The following is a 19600-nucleotide window of genomic DNA, read 5'->3' as shown; positions in this document are numbered from 1 at the left end:
GCGCCCTGTCCGGCCGGCACCCGAGGCTTCCGGCAAGTCCCGGCGCTTCGGGCTCAGGCCCGGCGGGCGCGGGCGCGCCTCACCCGCGGACCCAGAACGAGGACTCGACCTTGGGCATGCCCACCGCGTCGAACTCCTCCTGCGGGGCGCGCACGGTGAGGTCGAGCATCGTCCCGCCGCTGGTCAGCGCGTAGATGTCGATGCTGCGCACCCGGGCCGTGGCACCGGTGGAGGTCTTCTCCTCGTACGCGGTCTCCAGGCGCCACGCCTGCTCGGCGCCGGGCACCTTCACATCGCCCTGGCGCACGATCCGGCGGCCGTTGAGCTGGTTCAGTCCGCGCGCCTGGGCCTTCATGGCGTCCATGCCCCCGCCGAAGCGGTCGGTGCGCGACACGATGACCTGCCCCCGGTACGCACCGCTCGCGGCGGCCGGTCCATGGACCTCCACCAGCGGAGCGCCGCGCTCGTCCTTGTCATGGGTGACGTTCCAGCCCTGCGGATACGCGAAGCTGTAGACGTCGCCCTTGTAGGTGGTGAATCCGGCCGGGGGCTTGGGAGGCTCCTCCTTCCCGGAGCACCCCGCGAGCGCCACCAGCAGGGAGCACGCCAGCGCGGTCAGCCGTACCACCGGATCACCCTCCTTCGTTTCCGGCCCACCGGCACGATCGGGGCCGAGATCAGCATCGCCGAGCCCAGCGCCCCGAGCAAGATTTCACAAAGGTCTCCGCCGTCTACGACCGTTCCCCGCGCGTGGTGAACCGGGCGGAACCGAACACCCCGGCGACGCTTCCCGCCAGGGTCAGCACAAGGTAGAAGGCTCCCCCGATCCAGTCGTCGCCGAACAGGGAGGGGACCGCGAGCAGCGACACCACCAGCAGCGGCCCCGCCGGAGCCAGCACCCGCCGCCGGCCCGACGGCGGCAGCCGGCGGGCGGCCAGCCCGCCCGCCGCGGCCGCGCCCAGGGCCAGCACCAGCCCGCCCACCAGCGCGTACCCCCAGAAGAACCGCCCGCTCAGCAGCGTGCCGGTGGACAGCGAACTGATGACCACCACGCCCAGCATCAGCACCACGAGCGTGACGACCATGACCAGCGCCCCCTCGACGACGGCCCGCACTGGGGAGTTCACCGCACCACGTCCCATCAACGATGACAGTCGGTCCACGGAACCCATCCCCTGCCGTTCTGCCAGATCTCGGCGCCGGTCAGCGTGGTCCGGCTGTTCTCTCCGTCGTAACGTATGGCCCCGCCGAGCTTCCCGACGAGGTTCTCCAGGCCGCCCGACCGGCCGGAGACGAGCTCGTCGTAGGTCAGCCGGGTCATGGTGCCCCTGGTCCGGAACAGGGAGTCCACGAGCTGTGCCTGACGGTGCGAGGACAGCCCGACGGCCCCGACCCGTTGCAGCACCCCGGCGGTGAACAGGGCCGTGGCGGCGCGCCTGTGCATGGGGTCGGACAGATCCAGCGAGGAGGTGCTGACCTGGCGTCCCCCGTCGATCGGTATCTGGCCGGTCGCCGGGATTTTCACTTTGCTGCCGCCCCCGCCGAGGTTGATGTTCCCCCGGCCCCGCAACGTCCACGACGTCGTGACCTGCCGCGTGAACCTGACCGGGGTCCCCTTGGAGTCCAGCATGTACTGGTAGTCGTTCTGCGCGATGAGTTCCACGGTGGCCCCGAGTTTCACGCCGTTGGCCACGCTCCGGTTCACGTAATCGCGCAGCTTGGCGGGGATCTCGAAGTGGGGGCCGAAGTGGGTCATCCCGAGCAGTTCCAGCTCGTTCAGGACGGCCTGGGCGCCCCGCCGCGTGACCTGCTTCGGCAGCTTGCTCAGATCGACGGTGAGGGTGGGATCCGACAGCACCCTGTCGCGCATGTTCACGATCCAGTTGCCGTCCCTGTCGTGCTGGACCCCGAGCAACGACCAGCCGCGGCTCGCTGCCGAGAGGTCCACGGCGCCGATGTTCAGCCCGGGGTTGAGGCCGCCCGCCGGTCCCATCTCCACCGCCGTGCGATCTGCCTCCGGCAGATGGCCGCCGATCAGGTCGCTGAGCCAGTCCCCCACCACCGGCACGCTCAGCAGGGGGAGCACGACAGGGTGGTACCGCACAGCCTGCCTGGCCCGTTGCTCGGCGTACCGCCGCGGGAAGTCCCGGGCCTCCTGCTCGTTGTCGAAGCTGTAGTACTGGGTGCCGGTGACGTTGCCGCCGAGCCACATGCCGCTGACGAGCGGCAGGTCGGGCGTCTGCACCCCGCCCTCCGTGAAGGCGCCCACGGACACCACCCACCGGTCGCGCTTCCCCGGAGCGACGACCTTGCCGATCGTGTAGAAGACCCGGATGCTGCCGCGCAGGTTCAGCACCTGCGCCGGCACCACCACCGTGAGGTCGTGGTAACCGCCGCTGCCGTCGGCGGTGCACACCGGATCGGGACGCGTGACGGGCTGGACCGGCGGACCGGGCGACGGTCCCGGCGGCGGCCACGGCCCGTGCTCCTCGCAGCCGGCGACCAGCCCCCCGGCTCGGGCCACGTTGCAGACGGCGAGGCCGATGTCCCGGGACACCCGGCCGCCGATGCCCGACAGCACGACCGCCAGCACCACCGCCACGATGAGGAGAATCGCGGCGAGATAGCTGACAGGCCCTTCCCCGAGTTCGCTTGATCGTCCGGCTCGCTTCACCTGAAGGCCACTTGGCAGCACGCCGCGAACGTTATGATCATTTTGATGTGCAGGCGTGAGCCCCCGGACCCCAATAGGGGACCCTGACCGGTACCGCGATCGCAGCCCGGGCGCCGCGCCGAATCCGGCGGACTCCCGCGCCCGAGGGCGTGCGCACCGGCCCGGCCGGCTGTTTCCTCACCGCCCGGGGCATGCGGCTGACGGGCTCGTGCACCCCGCGGCGGCTGACGCCGGGGACGAGGGGTCGCCGTCCTATCCCGCGTTCACTGCGACCACGGCTGCCACACGAAGATGACCAGCCAGGTGACGACGGCGCCCAGCACCAGCAGGACGGCGGACTCCACCCAGGCACGGGCGGCCGTGAATTCCAGATGGGCGTTCTCGGGCCGGGACGGGTCGTACAGCACCCGCACGACGGCACCATCGTGGTGGCGGCTCTGGCCGCCTTCCTTGAACGTGAACTCCCGGCCGTCCGGGACGCGGTAGCGGATCTCCAACTCGAAGGACCCGCCGCTGCCGTCGTGCGTGCGTTCCTCCCGGCTGCCGATCACCACACCCCGCGTCGGCACGGCCGACCGGCGGAAACGCAACCGGTGCATCAACCTGATCGGAGCCGAGAGCACAAGTGCCGGGCCCATCACCACGAGCAAGATCTTGAAGAAGGTCTCCACCGTCTACGACCGTCCTCCGCGCGTGGTGAACCGGGCGGAACCGAAGGCCCCTGCGGCGCTCCCCACCAGGGTCACCACAAGGTAGAGGACTCCCGCGCCCCAGTCCTCGCCGAACAGCGACGGGACGGCGACCAGCGACACGACCGACAGCGGCCCGGCCAGAGCCGGCAGGGTCCGCGCCGACCCGGACGGCAGCCGGCGGGCGGCCAGCCCGCCCGCGGCGGCCGCGCCCAGGGCCAGCACCAGCCCGCCCGCCAGCGCGTACCCCCAGAAGAACCGCTCGGTCAGGAGCGTGCCGGTGGACATGGAGCTGATCACCACAACGCCGAGAATGAGCACCACGAGGGTGGCGACCATGACCAGCGCCCCCTCGGCGACGGCCCGCACCGGGGGGCTCACCGCCCCCCGCCGATCAGCGATGACAGTCGTCCCACGGCACCCATCCCATACCGTCCTGCCAGATCTCGGCCTTGGTCAGCGTGGTCTGGCTGTTCTCTCCGTCGTAACGTATCGCCCCGCCCGTCTTACCGACGTTCTCCAATCCGGCGGACAGTCCGGAGACGCCCTCGTCGTAGGTCAGCCGGGTCATGGTGCCCCTGGTCCGCAGGAGGTTGTCCATGATCGCCCCGGCAGGGGTGAACTGGGCGGCCACCGAGCCGGCCCCGGTCTGCTTGGTGAGCATCCCGCTCGCGAACAGGGCGATGGCGGCGTTCCTGTGCGTGGGGTCGGACAGATCCAGGGAGGAGGTGCTGACCTGACGCCCCCCGTCCAGCGGTATCTGGCGGGTCACGGGAACTTCCACCTTGCCCTTGCCGTCGAGCGTCACGTTCCCCCGGCCGCGCAACGTCCACGACGTCGTCAGGTTCCGGGTGAACTTGACCGGCTTCCCGCTGGAATCCAGCATGAACTGGTACTCGTTCTGGCCGATGAGTTCGACGGTGGCCCCGATCTTCACGCCTTTGGCCAGGCTCCTGTTGATGTAGTCGCGCAGTTTGTCGGGGATCTGGAACTCGGGACCCAGCTTGGCCTTCCCGGCCAGTTCCAGCTCCTTCAGCACGGCCTCGGCGCCCCGCTGCGTGACCTGCTTGGGCAGCTTGCTCAGATCGAAGGTGAGGGTCGGGTCGGACAGGACCCTGTCGCGCATGTTCAGGATCCAGTTGCCGTCCTTGTCACGCTGCACGCCGCTCAGCGACCAGAGGCGGGTGGCGGCCGAGGCGTCGAGGCCGCCGAGCTTCAGCTTGGGGTTGAGGCCGCCCGCCGGACCGGCCTCTACCGAGTCGCGATCGGATTCCGGCAGCCCCTGGCCGCCGAGCAGATCCTTCAGCTTGTCCCCCAGGAACGGCACGTTCAGCAGAGGCGCCACGAGAGGGTGGTGGCGCAGGGCCTGCTTGGCCCGTTCCTCGGCGTACCGCCGCGGGAAGTCCCGGGCCTCCTGCTCGTTGTCGAAGCTGTAGAACTGCATGCCGGTGACGTTGCCGCCGGCCCACAGGCCGCTCAGGAACTTCAGGTCGGGGGCCTGCACCCCGGCCTCACCGAAGGCGCCCACGGCCACCGTCCACCGGTCGGGCTTGCCGGGGGTGACGATTTTGGCCATCGCGTAGAAGACCCGGATGCTGCCGCGCGCGTTGACGTAACGCACCGGCACCACCACCGTGAGGTCCTTGTAGCCGGCGCTGCCGTCGGCCACGCACACCGGCGCCGGGCGGTTGACCGGGCGAACCGGCGGGCTCGGAGACGGACTGGGACTTCCCGACGGACTCGGGCCGCCCGTCCCGGACGGGCTCGGGCTTCCGGACGGCCCCGGGCTCCCGGAGGGCCCCGGGCTCCCGGACGGCCCCGGGCTTCCGGAGGGGCCTGGGCTCCCGGACGGACTTGGACTCCCCGACGGGCTCGGGCCGCTGGACGGGCTGGGTTCACCCGTCCCCGGCGGACTCGGGCTGCCGGACGGGCCGGGGCTCCCGGACGGGCTCGGATCACCCGTCCCCGACGGACTCGGATCACCGGATGGGCCCGGACTGCCGGACGGGCCCGGGCTTCCGGACGGGCCTGGGCTCCCGGACGGGCCTGGGCTCCCGGTGTCCGACGGCCCTGGGCTGCCCGACGGGCCCGGGCTGCCCGACGGGCTCGGGCTCCCGGAGGGGTTGGGGTCGCCCGTTCCGGACGGGCCGGGGCCGGTGGACGACGGTGAGGGGCCGGTCGGCCCGCCCGTCGGCGTGTCGCGGGCCTCGGGCCGTCCGCCTCGGTCGCCGTCCTCGCAGCTGTCGACCAGCCCGCCGGCCTCGCCGATCTTGCAGACGGCCAGATCGATGTACCGGGTCACCGTTCCGCCGATGCCCGACAGCACGAGCGCCAGGACCACCGTCAGGATCAGGAAGGTGACGGCGATATAGCTGAGGGGGCCCTCACCGAGTTCGCCGGTTCCTCCGGCTCGATTCACCTGACGGCCACCTGGCAGCACGTCGCGAACGCTATGATCAGTTTGTCCTATGCGCGTGAGCCCCTAGGCCCAAAATTGGGCCCAATAATGGGCCCCGAGCCCGTATCGCACTACCATTACGCGCGCCGAGCCCGACCCGGCCGATTTTTGGGCCCGAGGGCCCGTGCGCATCGGCCCGCTCACCTGCTTACCTGGCTGTTTCGGGGGATGGCGTTCGACCGACGGGATCGTGCATGCTGCGACGGCTGGGTGACAGGGGCGAGGGGTCCCTCTCCTACATCGCGGTCGTACTCCTCATCGGCGCGATCGCCGCGGCGGTGACGGTGGTGGCGCTCCCCGACACGGTTCTGGGAGACATCCGCGCCGCCGCGTGCCGGGTCAGTGGCGGTGAGCGGTGCGAACGGCACAACGGCGGCAACGACCGGACGCAGCCGTCCGCGACCCCCACGGCCTCCCCGGCGGTGGCAAGTGCGACGCCCACGCCCTCGACCGGTGACGGCGCCCCTCCCCCGGACGACAACTCCCCCGAGGCCCAGGAGTACCGGGCCGCGCAGGACGCGCTGAGCCGCGCCGAACAGGACCTGACGGGCCTGGAAAGCGAGTGGTCGAACTTCGACCTGCTCGCCGAGATCGGCAAGCTCGGTCTGGACTTCCTGGCCGGGGACATCATGAACTGCGTCAAGAAGCCGAACTTCAGCGACTGCGCCTGGGCCCTGATCGGCGTCGTCCCGTGGGGCAAGATCGGCAAGCTGCTGAAGTCGATCCCCAAGGTCGTCAAGCTCGTCGACCGGTTCCTTGACCTCAAGCGCCGCCTGGACAAGGCGCGCAAGGCCCGCAAGGACGCCCACGACCGCCTGGGCCGCGCGCGGGAGGCGTGCGAGCGGCGCAACGCGGCGGGCAACAGCTTCACGCCGGGAACGCCGGTGCTGATGGCCGACGGGACGCGAAGACCCATCGAACGCGTGCGGGTCGGCGACCTCGTCTGGGCCGCCGACCCGCGGACCGGCCGGGTCGGGCCGCGCCGGGTCACCGACCGCATCGTCGGCACCGGCGACAAGAGCCTGGTGGACCTGGTGGTGACCGCCGGCGGATCGCTCGGCGGGCCGACGGCACGGCTGACGGCGACCGCGAACCACCCGTTCTGGGTGGCGGGCTCGCAGGACTGGATCGACGCCGGCCGGCTGGTCTTCGGGGACATGCTGGTCACGCCGGACGGCCGGCGGGCCATGGTGGTCGACAAGCGGCTGCGCCGGCAGCGGCAGCAGGTGTTCAACCTCACCGTCGACGGCCTGCACACCTTCTACGTCGCGGCGGGCGGCGACGACCTGCTCGTGCACAACTGCACGGACCTGGACAAGCACGAGGAGCCGCCGCGCGGGCAGCCCCGCGGCGACCACCAGCTGGGCCACACGATCCGGGACCACGTCGACGTCACCGACCAGGACCTCATCGCCCACGCGCGGGATCCGCGCAACACCCGGGGCGTGGCGGGCCGCTGGAAGGACAAGGACACCGCCCAGCAGGCGATCAACGAGGCCATGGCCAACCCGAAGCTGCAGCCGCAGATCCAGAGGTGGCTCAAGGAGGGCAAGAACGGGCGGCAGACGCTGGAACTGCCGGTGCAGCAGTACGGGAACGGCTCGCTGGGCGACATCGCGAACAAGAACGGTCAGATCAACGCGGCCGGAAACAAATTCAAAATCATCCTGCACCGCGCCCAGGATCCCAAGCACAAACCGGGCTGGTATATTTACACGTCCTATCCGGTCCCCTGATCTCAGCGAGTGGTGGCGGCATGGAGGAAAGGGCGGACGACTTCGGAATCACCGCGCTCGCCGCGGGCCGCTTCCACGCCGTGTGGTGGTCGCGTCACCCGACGTCCGACGAGATCATCGCGGCGGCCGTGCGGGAGGAGAGCCCCGTCCCGGTCATCGAGCAGGACGTGCACGACGCGACGCTGCTGGTCGAGTCGCCCCTGACCGGCGGGCAGCTCGCGGCGCTCTGGACGTCCGCCACCGACGGCTACCACGACGTCACCGCCGAGGGGCGGGACGGCCGCCAGTGGTTCCGGCGGATCATCGAGATCCTGACCCCGGCGCTGGACGCCGCAGGCGTGCGCGTCTCGACCGAGGGCGCGCTGGATTTCCGTCCCGAGGTGGCGGACCCGGTGGCGCGGGTCGTGCGGCGTTTTTCGATTACCTCGAACTTCGCCCGGCCGGTCGAGGAGGATTTCCTGCGGCAGGCCCTTGAGGACCTGGTACGGGCGGGGCTGCCGGAACTCGCCCTGCGATTCTTCATCAGCCTGGCGCAGACGCACGACACGCCGATAACGCGGGACCTCTACGCCGAAATAGAGCGGGCGTCCGTCCCGTTCGGCTACGGCGTCTTCATCCTCCAGCGTCTGGAGCACCTCATCACCGACTGACCGGCGTCCGCGACGGCCGCGGGCCCCGGAGGCACGAGGCGCGGCCTCGCCGGGCGAGGCCGCACCCGGCGAGACGATCAGGGGAATTCGAACCAGTTCGGCGGGAACCAGTCCTGCTTGGCGAACCAGTTCCGTCCGCTGATCTCCACGGTGTCGAGAACGCGCGGCAGCTGCGCCTGCGTCCGGTCCCTCTCGGGGGCCTCCGCGGTGATGGTCAGCAGCATCCCGTCGTCGGAGACGGCGAACGTCTCGGAGCCGCGCAGACTGAGGGGGGCGCCCGACAGGGCCTTGATCTTCCGCACCACCTCGAAGCGGTGCGCCTCGGCGGCCCCCTCCACCGTCACCGGGAGGGACCGGACGATCTCGTAGTGCTCGACGGCGGCGGCTGTCTGGAACTGTGTGAGCTTGTCCTGCAGGCGATGGTTCCAGCCGTCCTGGCGGACGACGCGGACCTGCCCGGAATACGCCCCCTCGGGCGTCGCCGGTCCGTTGAACTCGACGTAGCCGTGCCCTTCTTGGTTCGTTCCAGTGCGGGTCTGCCAGTTCTCCGGATAGGCGAGGCGGTAGTCATCGGCCCGGTACAGCCGGAATCCGTCGGCGACCCGCATGGCCTCCAAGGGGCCCTGCCAGGGAGACCACCACACCAGCCCCCCGAGAACGGCGACCAAAAAAACAAAGCGGGGAAAGTAACGCACTCATCACGTATATAACCGGCCTGGATGTCCTGTATGGGGCCCGCAGACCCATTCCCGGCCCCAAGAACCCGCGGATGACGACGCCCGAGGCCGGGAGCGCCATGACGCTCCCGGCCTCGGGCGATCGGATCCGGTGACGGCGGATCAGCCGATCGCGAGATTCTCGGCCTTGTCGAACCCGGGAATGTCCAGGGTGACCGTCGTGACGTCCGAGGGCACCTTGATCATCGTGTACAGCCGGAGCTGCTCGCCCTTGACGAGCCTGATCACATCAAGGGGCATGAGCGGGAACTGCGGACCGATCGCGTACCTTTCGCCATTGCGCGCGGCGCGGAACCGCCGGTCGCCCGATACGAGCGACACGCCACTCGTACCGCCGTTGATGTAGCCGTCCTGGGACGGGGCGTTGAACATCAGCCCCATGTCGGCCTCCTGGTCGCCGTCGTTGCGCACGGTCCAGGACACGGTGGTGAAGCCGTTGGAGTCGCGGTGCAGGCCGTCCACGTGGACGGTGACGCCCTTGGGCGCGCTCGTGGGGTTCAACGTGCGTCCCGCCGCGGGCACGCTCGATCCACCGGGAGCCTGCGCCGGAGCCGGCTTGGGCCGGGCGAACGATATGACGACCCGGCGGTTCTTCTTGCGTCCTTCCTCGTCCTTGTTGGAGGCGATGGGGCGCTTCGAACCGAAGCCCTGGGAACGGTAGGTGATGCCCTGCCTGGTCACCATCCCCTTCAGCGCGTCCTCCACGCTCTTGGCGCGGCGTTCCGACAGCGGCTGGTTGATGGCGTCGTTGCCGGTGCTGTCGGCGTGCCCCTCGATCGTGACCGTGTTGCCGGGAGAGTTCTGGATCTTTCCGGCCACCTCGCGCAGCGTCGCCTGGGCCGCGGCGTTGAGGTCGGCCTTGTTCACCGCGAACAGCACGTCGGTCGAGATGCGCACGTTCAGGTTCGTGCCGTCGTCCTCTTCGGCACCGGCGTTGTTCTCGGTGATGGTGGTCACCGGAAGGATCCGCGTCGGCCCCTTCTGCGCCGTGACGGGGTCGACACCGCGATTGTTCGGGTCAATGTCGATCTTGGTTCCGGGCCGGTTGCCGACCGGGACGTCGGTGAAGGGCAGCACGCCGGGAAGGAGCAGGCCCAGCCGCGACACTCCGGCGGGCGGGGCGGGGAACGCCGCGTTCAGCGTCAGCGTCCCTCCCGCGGGGATCCTGAGGTTGAAGCCGCCCGTCCGGGTGCACAGGCATTTGCGGCCGGGCTGGACGTAGGGGTAGTAGAGGCGCGCGCCCGCACCGTCCAGCAGTGCCGCCCCGCCGATCGAATTCGGATCGAACTTGTTCACGTTACCGAGATCGCGGGTCGTGGGAGCCATGATCCGGTCGAGTGAGATCTCCGACCGGGCGGTGTTGCGCGCCCGCACCTTGGCGACCACCACCTGGTCCGACACCCGGTCCAGTGCCAGCAGGTCGAATTTGACGTCGCCGGTCGGCAGGAAGGGCTGAGTCTGCAGCACCTTCTCCTGGCCCTGCGGGCCGGACGAAGAAGGAGTGGAGGGGGACGGGCCGCCGCCCTCGGATCCGCCGGAAGAACTGCAGGAGCTGAGCATGATGGCCGCGGCGACCGCGCCCACCGCGTATCGTCCCCGCCCCGTCACGGCTGTCTTCACTCGCCGATCTCCCTTCGCGACCCCTGACCGGAGAAAACTCTACTTGACATGGGAAATGCCTGCACGGGGGACAGGAATCCTGTCCCCCGTGCAGGCGGAATGCCGTCTTTTCCGGAGAACGGCGTCAGCCGCTGCTGCCGGCCGCGCTGCCCCGGGTGAAGATGTTCTGGACCGCCGTCTGGATCTGAGAGACGATCGTGTCGCCGACACCGCTGGCGGCGACCGCGACGGCGATCGCAGCGATCAGCAGGGCCACCGCGATGTAGGAAAGGGGCCCCTCTCCGCGGTCCCGGTCGCCACGGGTGGTGTGTGCGGCAATCAGCGCAGTAACTCGGATGCTCGCGTTCCGCAGAGGCGTCATGGTTTTTCTCCCGCGTTTTCGACTCCCCATCTATTGAAAGAATGTACGGAGTCGGCGCCATTCGCCCCAGGGTCCGCAGGCCCAACCTGGACCCATTGTTCAGGCCCATGTCCGGGCCCATCGCGCGGCCGCCGCCCCGGCCGGTCAGCGTGGCTCCACGGCGGTGCCGAGCCAGCGGGCGATCGCCGCCGCGCGGTTGGTCACACCGAGCTTGGCGAAGATGCGGTTGACGTGGTTCTTGACGGTCTTCTCGGTGAGGAACAGCCGTTCGGCGATCTCCCGGTTGGTGCGGCCCTGCGCGATCAGGTCCATCACCTCCGCCTCACGGGCCGACAGCCCGTGCCCGGGCCGCGCGGCGGCCGTCCTCCCGCCGGAGCGTTCCCGCGGCGGCGGGGCGGGACGGTCCTCCGCCCCCTGCACGGCGGCCATCAGCGCGGCCACCGCGGCCGGCGACAGGGGGTTGTTGGTGCCCGCCACGGTGTCGCGGACGGCCGCGGCCAGTTCGTCGGCGGTGAACGTCCCGTGCACCAGGTAGCCGGCGGCGCCGTTGCGGATCGCCGTCCGGATCACCTCGTCGTTGTCGGTGTAGGTGAGCATGAGGACCTTGGTGACGCCGCTCAGCGTGCGCAGCGCGGTGATGCCGTCCATGAGCGGCATCCGCACGTCCAGCAGGACCAGGTCGGGCGCGAACCGCCGGGTCAGCTCGATGGCCTCGCCGCCGTTGGACGCCTGCCCCAGCACCCGCACCTCGCCCGTCGCCTCCAGCAGGGCCACCAGCCCCGAGCGGACCACCGGGTTGTCGTCGGCGACCACCACCCTGATCTGGCGGGCTTCGCCGTCTCCGCTCTCTCCGCCGTCTCCGTCCGGGCGCCACTGCGTGCCGACCGTCATTCAGGCCACCTCCAGGTCCACCGACCCAGCCGACTCCAGACCCGGATCGGGCACGACGACGGTGATCGTCGTGCCCGCGCGCGGGGCGGAGTCGACGTCCAGGGACGCGCCGGCGTTGTGCGCGCGCTCCCGCATCCCGACCAGCCCGTAATGGCCGCCGCTCAGCAGGCGGCCCAGGTCCTGTCCGCCGTCGAAGCCGCAGCCGTCGTCGCGCACGCGCAGGACCGCGTGGCCCGCGTCCTGGGACAGGCAGACCTCCACGGCCGTGGCCTGCGCGTGCCGCTGGACGTTCTCCAGCGCTTCCTTGAGAATGGCGATCACCTCGTACCGTGCCCGCAACGGCAGGTCGATCCCGGTGTCGACCCGCTGGGTCACCGCCGTCCCGGTCTCCTCTGCCCAGGCCGTCGCGACGTCCGCGACCGCCTGTCCCAGGGGCTGCTGGAACACCTCGTCCCGCAGGTCCTCGATGAGCTGCCGCGCCTCGCGGGAGGCGACCTCGGCCGCGGCGGCGATGCGGTGGGCCTCCTCGACGGCACGCGCCGGGGCCCTGTCCACCCACAACGGCAGCGCCTGCGCCGACATCGCGATGCCGCGCAGCGTCTTGGCGAGGGAGTCGTGCATCTCGCGGGCCAGGCGGCTGCGCTCCTCGGCCGCGGCGGCCACCACCTCCGCCGCCCGCCGCGCCGTCTCCAGCTGGGACTGCTGGTCGTACAGGTGGCGCAGCCTCGCCCCGGCGAACCCCGCGACCAGGTAGAACGCCGGCATCGCCACCACCGTCTGGAAGTTGATCAGCTCGCGGGCGGCGCCGAACTCCGTCGCCGCCGTGAAGTACAGGAGCACCTGCATGCCGCAGACCGCCAGCAGCCACCGGCCGACCAGCAGCAGGCCCGCGAGCATCGAGGTCACCACGGTGAACAGGAAGAACGGCCCGGTCACCCCGCCGATCTCCAGCACCGCGTAGGCGACGAACACGTCGAAGCCGATGAGCACCGGGTACTTGAGCAGGGACGGCACGATCTGCTGCCAGGAGAACAGCACGAGCGCCGACAGCGATCCCACCCCGCTCAGCAGCAGCAGGGTGTCGAGCGTCATCCGCTCGCTCGGGACCAGCGCGAGTGTCAGAGCGGTGATCAGGATCCGCAGCTGCATCAGCAGGCGGAACGTCGCGCCCATCCGCGCGGCGCCGACCGGGTCGTCCCACGCCATCAGAACAGCGTCCCCTCGGCCGTCGAGAAGTACAGCACCCCCACGATCAGCAGCATCATCGCCGGGACCATGAGGAAGGTGACGATCAGCGTGATCTGCGGATCGGCGCGCTGGGCGCGGCGCCGCGCGTGCTGGAAGGCGTCGCGTCGCATGTCGGTGCTGATCTCGGTGAGCGCGCGGGCCAGCGGGGCGCCCAGCTCCTCGGCCTGCAGGATGGCGGTGACGAAGCTGGCCAGCGCCGCGCTGTCGTTGCGCTGGCGCAGTTGCTCGAACGCGTCGCGCAACGGGGTGCCCAGCTCCATCTGGCGCAGCGCGTTGTTCATCTCGTCCGCCAGCGCCCCCGGCATGCTCTCGGCGACCCGTACCAGCGCGTGCCGGAAGCCCAGCCCGGCCGAGACGGTGACGGTCAGCACGTCGAGGAAGTCCGGAAGCGACCGCTGGATCTCCTCCTGGCGCTCGCGGCTGAGGTTCCACAGGACGATGTCGGTCTGCACCAGGCCGACCAGCAGCAGGATGACGCCGATGAACGCCTGGTCGGCGAGTATCACCACCAGGCCGGTCCCGCCGTAGAGCAGCGCGCTGCCGGCCTTGTTGGCGGCGTATCCCTCCACGGTCAGCCCGGCGGGGCGGCCGGCGCGCTCGATACGGCGGCGCAGCCGGGTCCGCCCGGCGCCGCTCATGGCATTGACGACCAGCCCGGCGAACGGGCGTCCGAGCGGGTTGATGATGGAGCCGAGCGGGCCGAACTCCTCGGTCTTGGCCTTCTTGACCGGTACGTCCAGATCGGCGGGTGCGGGCTGGCCGGCGGCCCTGAGGTGATAGCCCCAGACGAACAGCGGCACCATCAGCCCGGCCGCCAGGGCGATCAGCACGGGCATCAGACGTCGATCCTTGTCATCCGGCGGACCAGCAGTAGCGCGACGCTGAACAGGACCAGCACCACCAGCAGGATCCCCTGCCCGATCAGCGAGGAGGTCATCTTGTCGAGGGTGTCCGGCTGCAGGACGCCTATGCCGACGAACAGCGCGGCCCCCATTCCGCCGATGGCCCACCCCGCGACCACCGACTGCCCGAGGATCGTCTTGACCTCCCGGCGGGTCTCCTTGCGCTCCTCCAGGGTGGTGGAGATCTTGCGCAGCGCGGTGATCAGGGAACCGCCCGACTTGCCCGCCACCACCAGCGTGCTGATCAGCACCGCCAGCTCCCGGGACGGCAGGCGCTCACGCAGGTCGTTCATCGCGTCGTCGAAGGACTGGCCCAGCCGCAGGGCCTCGGCGGTCCGGCTCAGCTCGGTGCGGGCCGGGTCGTCCAGCTCCTCGGCCGCCATCTCGATGGCGGTACGGATCGCCAGGCCCGCCGCCGCCGCGTTGCCCAGCACACGGGCGAGCTCGGGCAGCTGCCCGACGAACTCGTCGCGGCGCCGGTCCTCCTGGTGCCGCATGTAGGCGAAGACGGCGCCGCCGACGCCGACCGCGATCACCAGCCCCAGGAACGGGGACAGGAGGCGGCCCATCACCACCACCACGACCAGGGCGCCGGCCGCCATCCCGAAGACGAAGACCGACAGCCGGATCCGCAGCCCCGCCGCCAGCAGGCGACGGGAGACCTGGCGTCCCAGCGTGGTGCGGCGCAGCCGGGCGTCCCAGCGGTCCAGCGCCGTGGCCATGCGGCGCTCGTCATAGCCGCGTCCCCCGCGCATGACCAGTTCGCTGCGCTGGTCGAGGCCGCGGCCGAACTCCCAGGCCGCCCAGACCAGCAGCGCCAGGACCACGACCAGCATCAGCAAGATCAGAGGAAGGCTCATTCCGTCTCCCCGTTGTCGTCCCAGGCACCGAACGCGGGCGGCGTCGGCCCGGCCGGCGTCCCCGTGTGCCCCGGCGGTTGCGCGACCGCGCCCGTCGTCGTCCCGGTCGTCCCGGTGGTCCCGTTCGCACCGGCCTGCGGCACAGGCGCGGGCGCGGGCTGCGGTGCCGCCTCCTGCGCCGGTGGCATGTGGCCGCCCCGCGGCGCGGGCACCTGCCCGAATGCGACCCCTGAACCGGGCTCGGCCGCGGGCGGGGATCCGGCTGTGGGCGGGTGCTGCCCGGCCGTCGGAGCGGGGGGAGTTCCGGGCGCGGGCCCGGGGGCGGCCGTGCCGAAGACCGCGGGGACCGCCTCGCCCGCGTACATCAGGCGGTTCACCAGGAGCTGCGGCAGCGGCCGGTGCGTGAAGCGGCCGCGGACCTGGAGATCCAGGCCGACCGGCTCCTGAACGAAGCGCATGACCGTGTCCAGCTGCAGCGACTCCCGGCGCTCGGAGGACGTCACCCCGATCTCCCTGACGCGGCGTGATCCGTCCGGGCCGCGTTCCAGGAACACGATCACGTGCACGGCGTTGGCGATCTGCGAGCGGATCGCCTCGTAGGGCATCTTCACGTCGCTCATCGACGCCAGGGTCTCCAGCCGGTAGATGGCGTCCTCGGCGGAGTTGGCGTGCACGGTCACCAGCGAACCGTCGTGACCGGTGTTCATGGCCTGCAGCATGTCGAGCGTCTCGGCGCCGCGGACCTCACCGACGATGATGCGGTCCGGGCGCATGCGCAGCGAGTTGCGCACCAGGTCGCGGATGGTCACCGCGCCCTCGCCCTCGATGTTGGGCGGGCGCGACTCCAGCCGGATCACGTGCTCCTGCTGCAGCTGCAGTTCGGCCGAGTCCTCGATGGTGACGATGCGTTCGTGCGGCGGGACGAACGCCGACAGCGCGTTGAGGAAGGTCGTCTTGCCGGTGCCGGTACCGCCCGTGACGACGATGTTGAGCCGTGCCCGCACCAGCGCGGCCAGCAGCACGGCGGTCGCCTCGTCCAGCGACCCCATCTGCACCAGCTCGTGCATGGAGTAGGCGCGCGGGAACCGCCGGATCGTCATGACCGGGCCCACCAGCGACAGCGGCGGAATGATCACGTTGACCCGCTCGCCGGTCGGCAGCCGCGCGTCCACCATCGGGCTGGACTCGTCCACCCGCCGGTTGACCTGCGCCACGATCCGGTCGATGGTCTGGTAGAGCTGGGCCTCGCTGGCGAAGCCCAGGTCGATGCGCGTCAGCCGGCCGGCGCGCTCGACGTACACGTCGTCGGGGCCGTTCACCATGATCTCGGTGACCGTGGGATCGGCCAGCAGGGGCTCCAGCACGCCCAGGCCCAGCGCCTCGTCGACGATGCGGCGGATGAGCACGGTCCGCTCGCGCGTCGACAGCACCGGACCCTCGCGGGTCAGGATGTGCCCGACGACCTTCTCCAGCCGCGCCCGCCGCTGCGCCATGTCGAGCATGGCGAGGTCGTCGAGGTTGACCTCCTCCAGCAGGCGCTTGCGCCAGTGCGCCAGGTTCTCCCCGGCCGCCTGGCGGTCGCCGCTGTTGTCGGCGTCGAGGCGGTTGCGCAGTCCCACGAGTTCACCCTCCGACCGGCATATGGACCTGGCGGGTCACCGAGATGTGCATCGGGACGCCCTTGGCCAGCAACGGCACCTTGGCCCATATGACGCACTCAACGTCGTCTCCGTTCTGCCGCACCTCGACCCGGTGCTCGTTCAGCCATCCGGGCAGCGCCCGGCGCGCCGCGGCGTCCCCGGCCCCGGCGCCGCTCATGCTGCCGACACGGGCGCCGGTGCGGGCCGCCTCCTCGACCTTCTCGATCGTGCTGAACGCGACGTACGCCTCGAAGCACACCATGAGCACGAACAGGAAGAGCCCGATGGTGGCCGCGTACTCGGTGGCAGCCGTACCGCGGTCCCTGCTCACCCTTCCCCCTCGTAGATGACCCGGGCCCGGGAGCTGACGTCCATCGGCAGCAGCACACCGGGGAACAACAGGGGCGGCTTGATGGTGACGCGCACGTAGCCGCAGTCGGGGTCCACCCGGACCACCTGGTCGGGATCGCACGCCCGGCCCGTGGGGTAGTGCACCTCGATGTTCTCCTCGTCGGCCCACGCCCCCGACACGCGTTCCACCGCGGCCTTCTTCACCTCGCCGTAGCCGCCGTGGACCGCGGCCACGCGGGCCCCTTCGTTGGCGGAGTGACCGGCGTAGGTGGCGGCCATCCCGACCAGGAACGCCTCCCACACCAGCAGCACGGTGACCAGGATCAGCGGCAGCATCGCGGTGAACTCGAGCATGCCGGCGTCGCGGCGCCGGGGGGTACGACGGACGAGTCGCCGTGTCAGTCGTCTCATACTGCCTCCGCCTTGGCCTTCTTGGGGCCGCCGCGCGGTTCGGCCGCCGCGACGGGAAGGACGCCCAACTCCTCTCCGAGCTGGCGCATCGCCGTGCGGAACCCGTCGTGCTCCACCCTGATCGGCGCGCCGTTGTTGACGGCCTTCTCCAGCGCGCGGAACGCCGGGGGCACGGTGGTGCGCAGGGGGGTCATCCCGAGGATCCGCGCGGCGAAGTCGGGCTGGATCTCGTTCTTTCGGGACTGCCGGGTCAGCACGATCGAGACGTCCTCGGGCTTGCGCACGTCCAGCCGCCGCCACAGGTGGCTCATCCGCTTGGCCGCGCGCAGGCAGGGCAGGTCGGGGGTGACGGTGATCACCGCGCGGTCGGCGATCTCGATCGCGGTGACCGAGCCCTCGGTCATGAACGCGCCGCAGTCCACGATGATCACTTCGTAGCGGGAGCGGAGCACACCGAGGATCTGCCGCGCCGCCGAGGAGGTGACGTCCTCGGCCCGCTCCCCCTCCTGGGGGGCCAGCAGCACGTGCGGCCCGGCCTCGTGGATGAACAGCACGTCGGCCAGCACCGCGCCGGTGATCTCGCTGGCGACGCCGACCAGGTCGGCGACGCTGCGCCGGTGCACCATGTCCAGGTAGGTCGCCACGTCGCCGGTCTGCAGGTCCATGTCGACCAGGCACACCGACCGGCCGGCCCGCGCGGCGCCCAGCGCGAGCTGCACCGCGATGGTGGTGGCACCCGTGCCGCCCTTGGCGCCCGCCAGGGCGATCACCCGGCCGCGGCGTCCGCCCAGCTCCGGTCCGGCGGCGCGGCCGGTGCCGAGCAGGTCGCGCATCCGCCGGGACCACTCCGCCACCGTGTCGAGCCGCGCGCTCAGCTCCTCCAGGCTGGGCGAGCGGCCGAGCACGCCGCGGGCGCCGACCTCCAGCGCGCGGCTGAGCACCTCCTCGCCGAGCTGCTCGCTCACCAGCACCACCGCCACGTGCGGGGTGCGCAGCGCGATGTCGCGGATCAGGTCGTGGCCGGGCTGCGGGCCGATGTTCTCGTCCAGCAGGACGATGTCGACCTCGTGGTGGGTGCTGACGATGCCCAGCAGGTCGGTGGAGTTGTTCTCGACGCCGAGCAGCTGCACCTCCGCCAGCTCGGCGATCATGGTGCGGAGCTGGGTCGAGAGAGCCTGGTCGCCGGTGCCGACGAGGACCTGGATGCTCATCGTCCCGCCTGCGGGGTCTGGCACAGCCGGTTGAACGGCGGCTTGGCGTCCTCGGCGCCGCCGACGAGCGCCAGGCGCACCTTGCGGGCGAAGCTCTCGGCGTAGGTCAGGCGCAGCGTCTCGTCGGAGTTGAGCGCGAACGTCACCGGAAGCACCGACCCGGAGGTGTTGCTGGCCTGGGTGCCGTTGTTGTTGTTCTGGCGGCCGGAGCCGCCGCTGGCCGGCTGCACCCGTCCGACGTTGATGACCTGGACGCGGTTGAGGATGCGCACCGCGCAGGCCGCCGTCGTCCGGTTGCCGTTCTGGGTGGAGTCGAAGGTGGCGTAGACGTCGACGATCGAGCCGTTGACGACCTTGCCCGCCACCCCGGTCTCCGCGTCGATCATGATGGCGATCTCGCGCTGGCCGGAGCGCAGGGCGGGGGCCTCGACGAGCATGCCCTGCTGCAGGTAGGCGCCGCTGGGGATGGGCCCGGCGGCCACCTTGCCCTGCAGGTCGGCGATGTTGGTGATGAAGGCGCCGGTCGCCCACTTCTTGGGCACCTGCGCCTCGCGCACCGCCGCCGCGGTGACCGGCTGGTACGCCTCCAGGTTGGACTGGACCTTCAGCACGGTGGTCATCTCGCCGACCGCGGCGTCCGCGTCGGCCTGGATCTTGCCGACGTATCCGATGACCGTGACGAACACGAACACCGCGCCGACGGCCGCGAGGATCATCAACAGGACGCCGCGTCGCTGTCGGGGGTTCATCTGACTCCGTTTCCTCGGATCGGGGAGGCGCCGGTCAGGTGCGCCGGGCGGGCCGGAACACCACGGTGTCGCTCCGGTGCGGGTCGGGGTTGTCGGCCGGTTCGGGGGCCGGCCCGTGATTCTGGTCGGGTTGTTCGCGGTGCCGCTCGGGCGGCCGTCGCGGAGCCGCCGGGTCCGGCGGCCGGTCGGGCCCCGGCCCTGCCACCGGGGCGTCGGGCCCGTGCCCGCCCGGCGGCACCGGGGCCTTCCGCAGCGACGGCGGTCGCGCGTCCGGCGGCACCGGGGGCAGGTCGGGCAGCGTCTGCTCGGCGGGCGGCACCTCCGCCGTCGAGAAGTCGTAGTCGCCCGGCACAGGAGCCGACAGCACGGGCTCGGGCCGGGCGGGCTCCCGCGTCGGCGCCGCCGGCTCGCA

General features: G+C 71.1%; 19 protein-coding genes and 2 pseudogenes. 2 read left to right on the top strand and 19 right to left on the bottom strand.

The genetic code is table 11. The features are described 5' to 3' along the window. Nucleotides 1-79 precede the first annotated feature (79 nt). The 6 genes from ABD811_RS09970 to ABD811_RS09945 form a co-directional block, all read right to left on the bottom strand. Complete coding sequence (locus tag ABD811_RS09970; protein WP_344944270.1) at nucleotides 80-628, bottom strand: hypothetical protein; 549 nt, start codon at nucleotides 626-628, stop codon at nucleotides 80-82. 103 nt (nucleotides 629-731) lie between these two features. Then, nucleotides 732-1127 carry a hypothetical protein gene (locus ABD811_RS09965; RefSeq protein ID WP_344944267.1) on the bottom strand — a complete coding sequence of 132 codons (396 nt, stop codon included), beginning with the start codon at nucleotides 1125-1127 and terminating at the stop codon, nucleotides 732-734. A gap of 14 nt (nucleotides 1128-1141) precedes the next feature. After that, a complete protein-coding gene (locus tag ABD811_RS09960) occupies nucleotides 1142-2602 on the bottom strand; it encodes a hypothetical protein (RefSeq protein ID WP_344944264.1) in 1461 nt (486 codons plus the stop codon). 335 nt (nucleotides 2603-2937) lie between these two features. Then, nucleotides 2938-3273, bottom strand: coding sequence for a DUF3592 domain-containing protein (locus ABD811_RS09955; RefSeq protein ID WP_425549389.1), 336 nt, complete (start codon nucleotides 3271-3273; stop codon nucleotides 2938-2940). Between the two features lie 75 nt (nucleotides 3274-3348). Further along, entirely contained in the window at nucleotides 3349-3744 is a 396-nt protein-coding gene (locus ABD811_RS09950; protein ID WP_344944258.1) for a hypothetical protein, read from the bottom strand. A gap of 13 nt (nucleotides 3745-3757) precedes the next feature. After that, complete coding sequence (locus ABD811_RS09945; RefSeq protein ID WP_344944255.1) at nucleotides 3758-5032, bottom strand: hypothetical protein; 1275 nt, start codon at nucleotides 5030-5032, stop codon at nucleotides 3758-3760. 983 nt (nucleotides 5033-6015) lie between these two features. Here ABD811_RS09945 and ABD811_RS09940 point away from each other — a divergent pair. Together ABD811_RS09940 and ABD811_RS09935 are read left to right on the top strand one after the other, a co-directional pair. Next, entirely contained in the window at nucleotides 6016-7557 is a 1542-nt protein-coding gene (locus ABD811_RS09940; protein ID WP_344944253.1) for an RNase A-like domain-containing protein, read from the top strand. 20 nt (nucleotides 7558-7577) lie between these two features. Continuing rightward, nucleotides 7578-8207 (top strand): hypothetical protein, encoded by a 630-nt coding sequence (locus tag ABD811_RS09935; protein WP_344944251.1) that lies wholly within the window; start codon nucleotides 7578-7580, stop codon nucleotides 8205-8207. Between the two features lie 77 nt (nucleotides 8208-8284). Here ABD811_RS09935 and ABD811_RS09930 read toward each other — a convergent pair whose 3' ends face one another. From ABD811_RS09930 to ABD811_RS09870, 13 genes and pseudogenes are all read right to left on the bottom strand, one after another. After that, the gene (locus tag ABD811_RS09930; RefSeq protein ID WP_344944248.1) at nucleotides 8285-8902 is read right to left on the bottom strand and encodes a hypothetical protein; all 618 of its coding nucleotides are present in this window, start codon (nucleotides 8900-8902) and stop codon (nucleotides 8285-8287) included. Between the two features lie 144 nt (nucleotides 8903-9046). Then, complete coding sequence (locus ABD811_RS09925; protein WP_344944245.1) at nucleotides 9047-10564, bottom strand: OmpA family protein; 1518 nt, start codon at nucleotides 10562-10564, stop codon at nucleotides 9047-9049. Nucleotides 10565-10688: 124 nt separating this feature from the next. Further along, nucleotides 10689-10925: a hypothetical protein gene (locus ABD811_RS09920; RefSeq protein ID WP_344944242.1), complete on the bottom strand. Its 237-nt coding sequence runs from the start codon at nucleotides 10923-10925 to the stop codon at nucleotides 10689-10691. Between the two features lie 144 nt (nucleotides 10926-11069). Continuing rightward, complete coding sequence (locus ABD811_RS09915; RefSeq protein WP_344944239.1) at nucleotides 11070-11816, bottom strand: response regulator transcription factor; 747 nt, start codon at nucleotides 11814-11816, stop codon at nucleotides 11070-11072. Beyond that, complete coding sequence (locus tag ABD811_RS09910) at nucleotides 11817-13022, bottom strand: sensor histidine kinase (RefSeq protein ID WP_344944236.1); 1206 nt, start codon at nucleotides 13020-13022, stop codon at nucleotides 11817-11819. Further along, nucleotides 13022-13900, bottom strand: a complete 879-nt coding sequence (locus ABD811_RS09905; protein ID WP_344944233.1) for a type II secretion system F family protein — start codon at nucleotides 13898-13900, stop codon at nucleotides 13022-13024. Before ABD811_RS09905 ends, ABD811_RS09910 begins: the two co-directional genes overlap by 1 nt. Beyond that, nucleotides 13900-14826 (bottom strand): type II secretion system F family protein, encoded by a 927-nt coding sequence (locus ABD811_RS09900; protein ID WP_344944230.1) that lies wholly within the window; start codon nucleotides 14824-14826, stop codon nucleotides 13900-13902. The genes ABD811_RS09905 and ABD811_RS09900 overlap by 1 nt, the downstream gene beginning before the upstream one ends. Nucleotides 14827-15128: 302 nt before the next feature. Next, nucleotides 15129-16445, bottom strand: a pseudogene (locus ABD811_RS09895) (TadA family conjugal transfer-associated ATPase); the annotation flags it as partial. A 4-nt stretch (nucleotides 16446-16449) separates the two neighbouring features. Next, entirely contained in the window at nucleotides 16450-16797 is a 348-nt protein-coding gene (locus ABD811_RS09890; RefSeq protein ID WP_344944227.1) for a TadE/TadG family type IV pilus assembly protein, read from the bottom strand. Then, complete coding sequence (locus ABD811_RS09885) at nucleotides 16794-17228, bottom strand: TadE/TadG family type IV pilus assembly protein (RefSeq protein ID WP_344944224.1); 435 nt, start codon at nucleotides 17226-17228, stop codon at nucleotides 16794-16796. The genes ABD811_RS09890 and ABD811_RS09885 overlap by 4 nt, the downstream gene beginning before the upstream one ends. Further along, the gene (locus ABD811_RS09880; RefSeq protein WP_344944221.1) at nucleotides 17225-18439 is read right to left on the bottom strand and encodes an AAA family ATPase; all 1215 of its coding nucleotides are present in this window, start codon (nucleotides 18437-18439) and stop codon (nucleotides 17225-17227) included. Before ABD811_RS09880 ends, ABD811_RS09885 begins: the two co-directional genes overlap by 4 nt. Beyond that, nucleotides 18436-19188 carry a Flp pilus assembly protein CpaB gene (cpaB, locus tag ABD811_RS09875; RefSeq protein WP_344944218.1) on the bottom strand — a complete coding sequence of 251 codons (753 nt, stop codon included), beginning with the start codon at nucleotides 19186-19188 and terminating at the stop codon, nucleotides 18436-18438. Before cpaB ends, ABD811_RS09880 begins: the two co-directional genes overlap by 4 nt. Nucleotides 19189-19222: 34 nt before the next feature. Beyond that, nucleotides 19223-19600, bottom strand: a pseudogene (locus ABD811_RS09870) (hypothetical protein); the annotation flags it as partial.

It is taken from the genome of Actinomadura miaoliensis (assembly GCF_039536785.1).
GTDB lineage: Bacteria > Actinomycetota > Actinomycetes > Streptosporangiales > Streptosporangiaceae > Spirillospora > Spirillospora miaoliensis.
The sequence above is the reverse complement of the archived record's forward strand: the minus strand, read 5'-3'. Positions and strand labels throughout refer to the sequence as shown.

What these genes read in the sequence shown, in the direction of transcription:
- ABD811_RS09955 (WP_425549389.1), bottom strand. Translation starts at nt 3,273, where the DNA reads ATGCACCGGTTGCGTTTCCGCCGGTCGGCCGTGCCGACGCGGGGTGTG.
- ABD811_RS09940 (WP_344944253.1), top strand. Translation starts at nt 6,016, where the DNA reads ATGCTGCGACGGCTGGGTGACAGGGGCGAGGGGTCCCTCTCCTACATC.
- ABD811_RS09935 (WP_344944251.1), top strand. Translation starts at nt 7,578, where the DNA reads ATGGAGGAAAGGGCGGACGACTTCGGAATCACCGCGCTCGCCGCGGGC.
- ABD811_RS09920 (WP_344944242.1), bottom strand. Translation starts at nt 10,925, where the DNA reads ATGACGCCTCTGCGGAACGCGAGCATCCGAGTTACTGCGCTGATTGCC.
- ABD811_RS09915 (WP_344944239.1), bottom strand. Translation starts at nt 11,816, where the DNA reads ATGACGGTCGGCACGCAGTGGCGCCCGGACGGAGACGGCGGAGAGAGC.
- ABD811_RS09910 (WP_344944236.1), bottom strand. Translation starts at nt 13,022, where the DNA reads ATGGCGTGGGACGACCCGGTCGGCGCCGCGCGGATGGGCGCGACGTTC.
- ABD811_RS09905 (WP_344944233.1), bottom strand. Translation starts at nt 13,900, where the DNA reads ATGCCCGTGCTGATCGCCCTGGCGGCCGGGCTGATGGTGCCGCTGTTC.
- ABD811_RS09900 (WP_344944230.1), bottom strand. Translation starts at nt 14,826, where the DNA reads ATGAGCCTTCCTCTGATCTTGCTGATGCTGGTCGTGGTCCTGGCGCTG.
- ABD811_RS09885 (WP_344944224.1), bottom strand. Translation starts at nt 17,228, where the DNA reads ATGAGACGACTGACACGGCGACTCGTCCGTCGTACCCCCCGGCGCCGC.
- ABD811_RS09880 (WP_344944221.1), bottom strand. Translation starts at nt 18,439, where the DNA reads ATGAGCATCCAGGTCCTCGTCGGCACCGGCGACCAGGCTCTCTCGACC.
- cpaB (WP_344944218.1), bottom strand. Translation starts at nt 19,188, where the DNA reads ATGAACCCCCGACAGCGACGCGGCGTCCTGTTGATGATCCTCGCGGCC.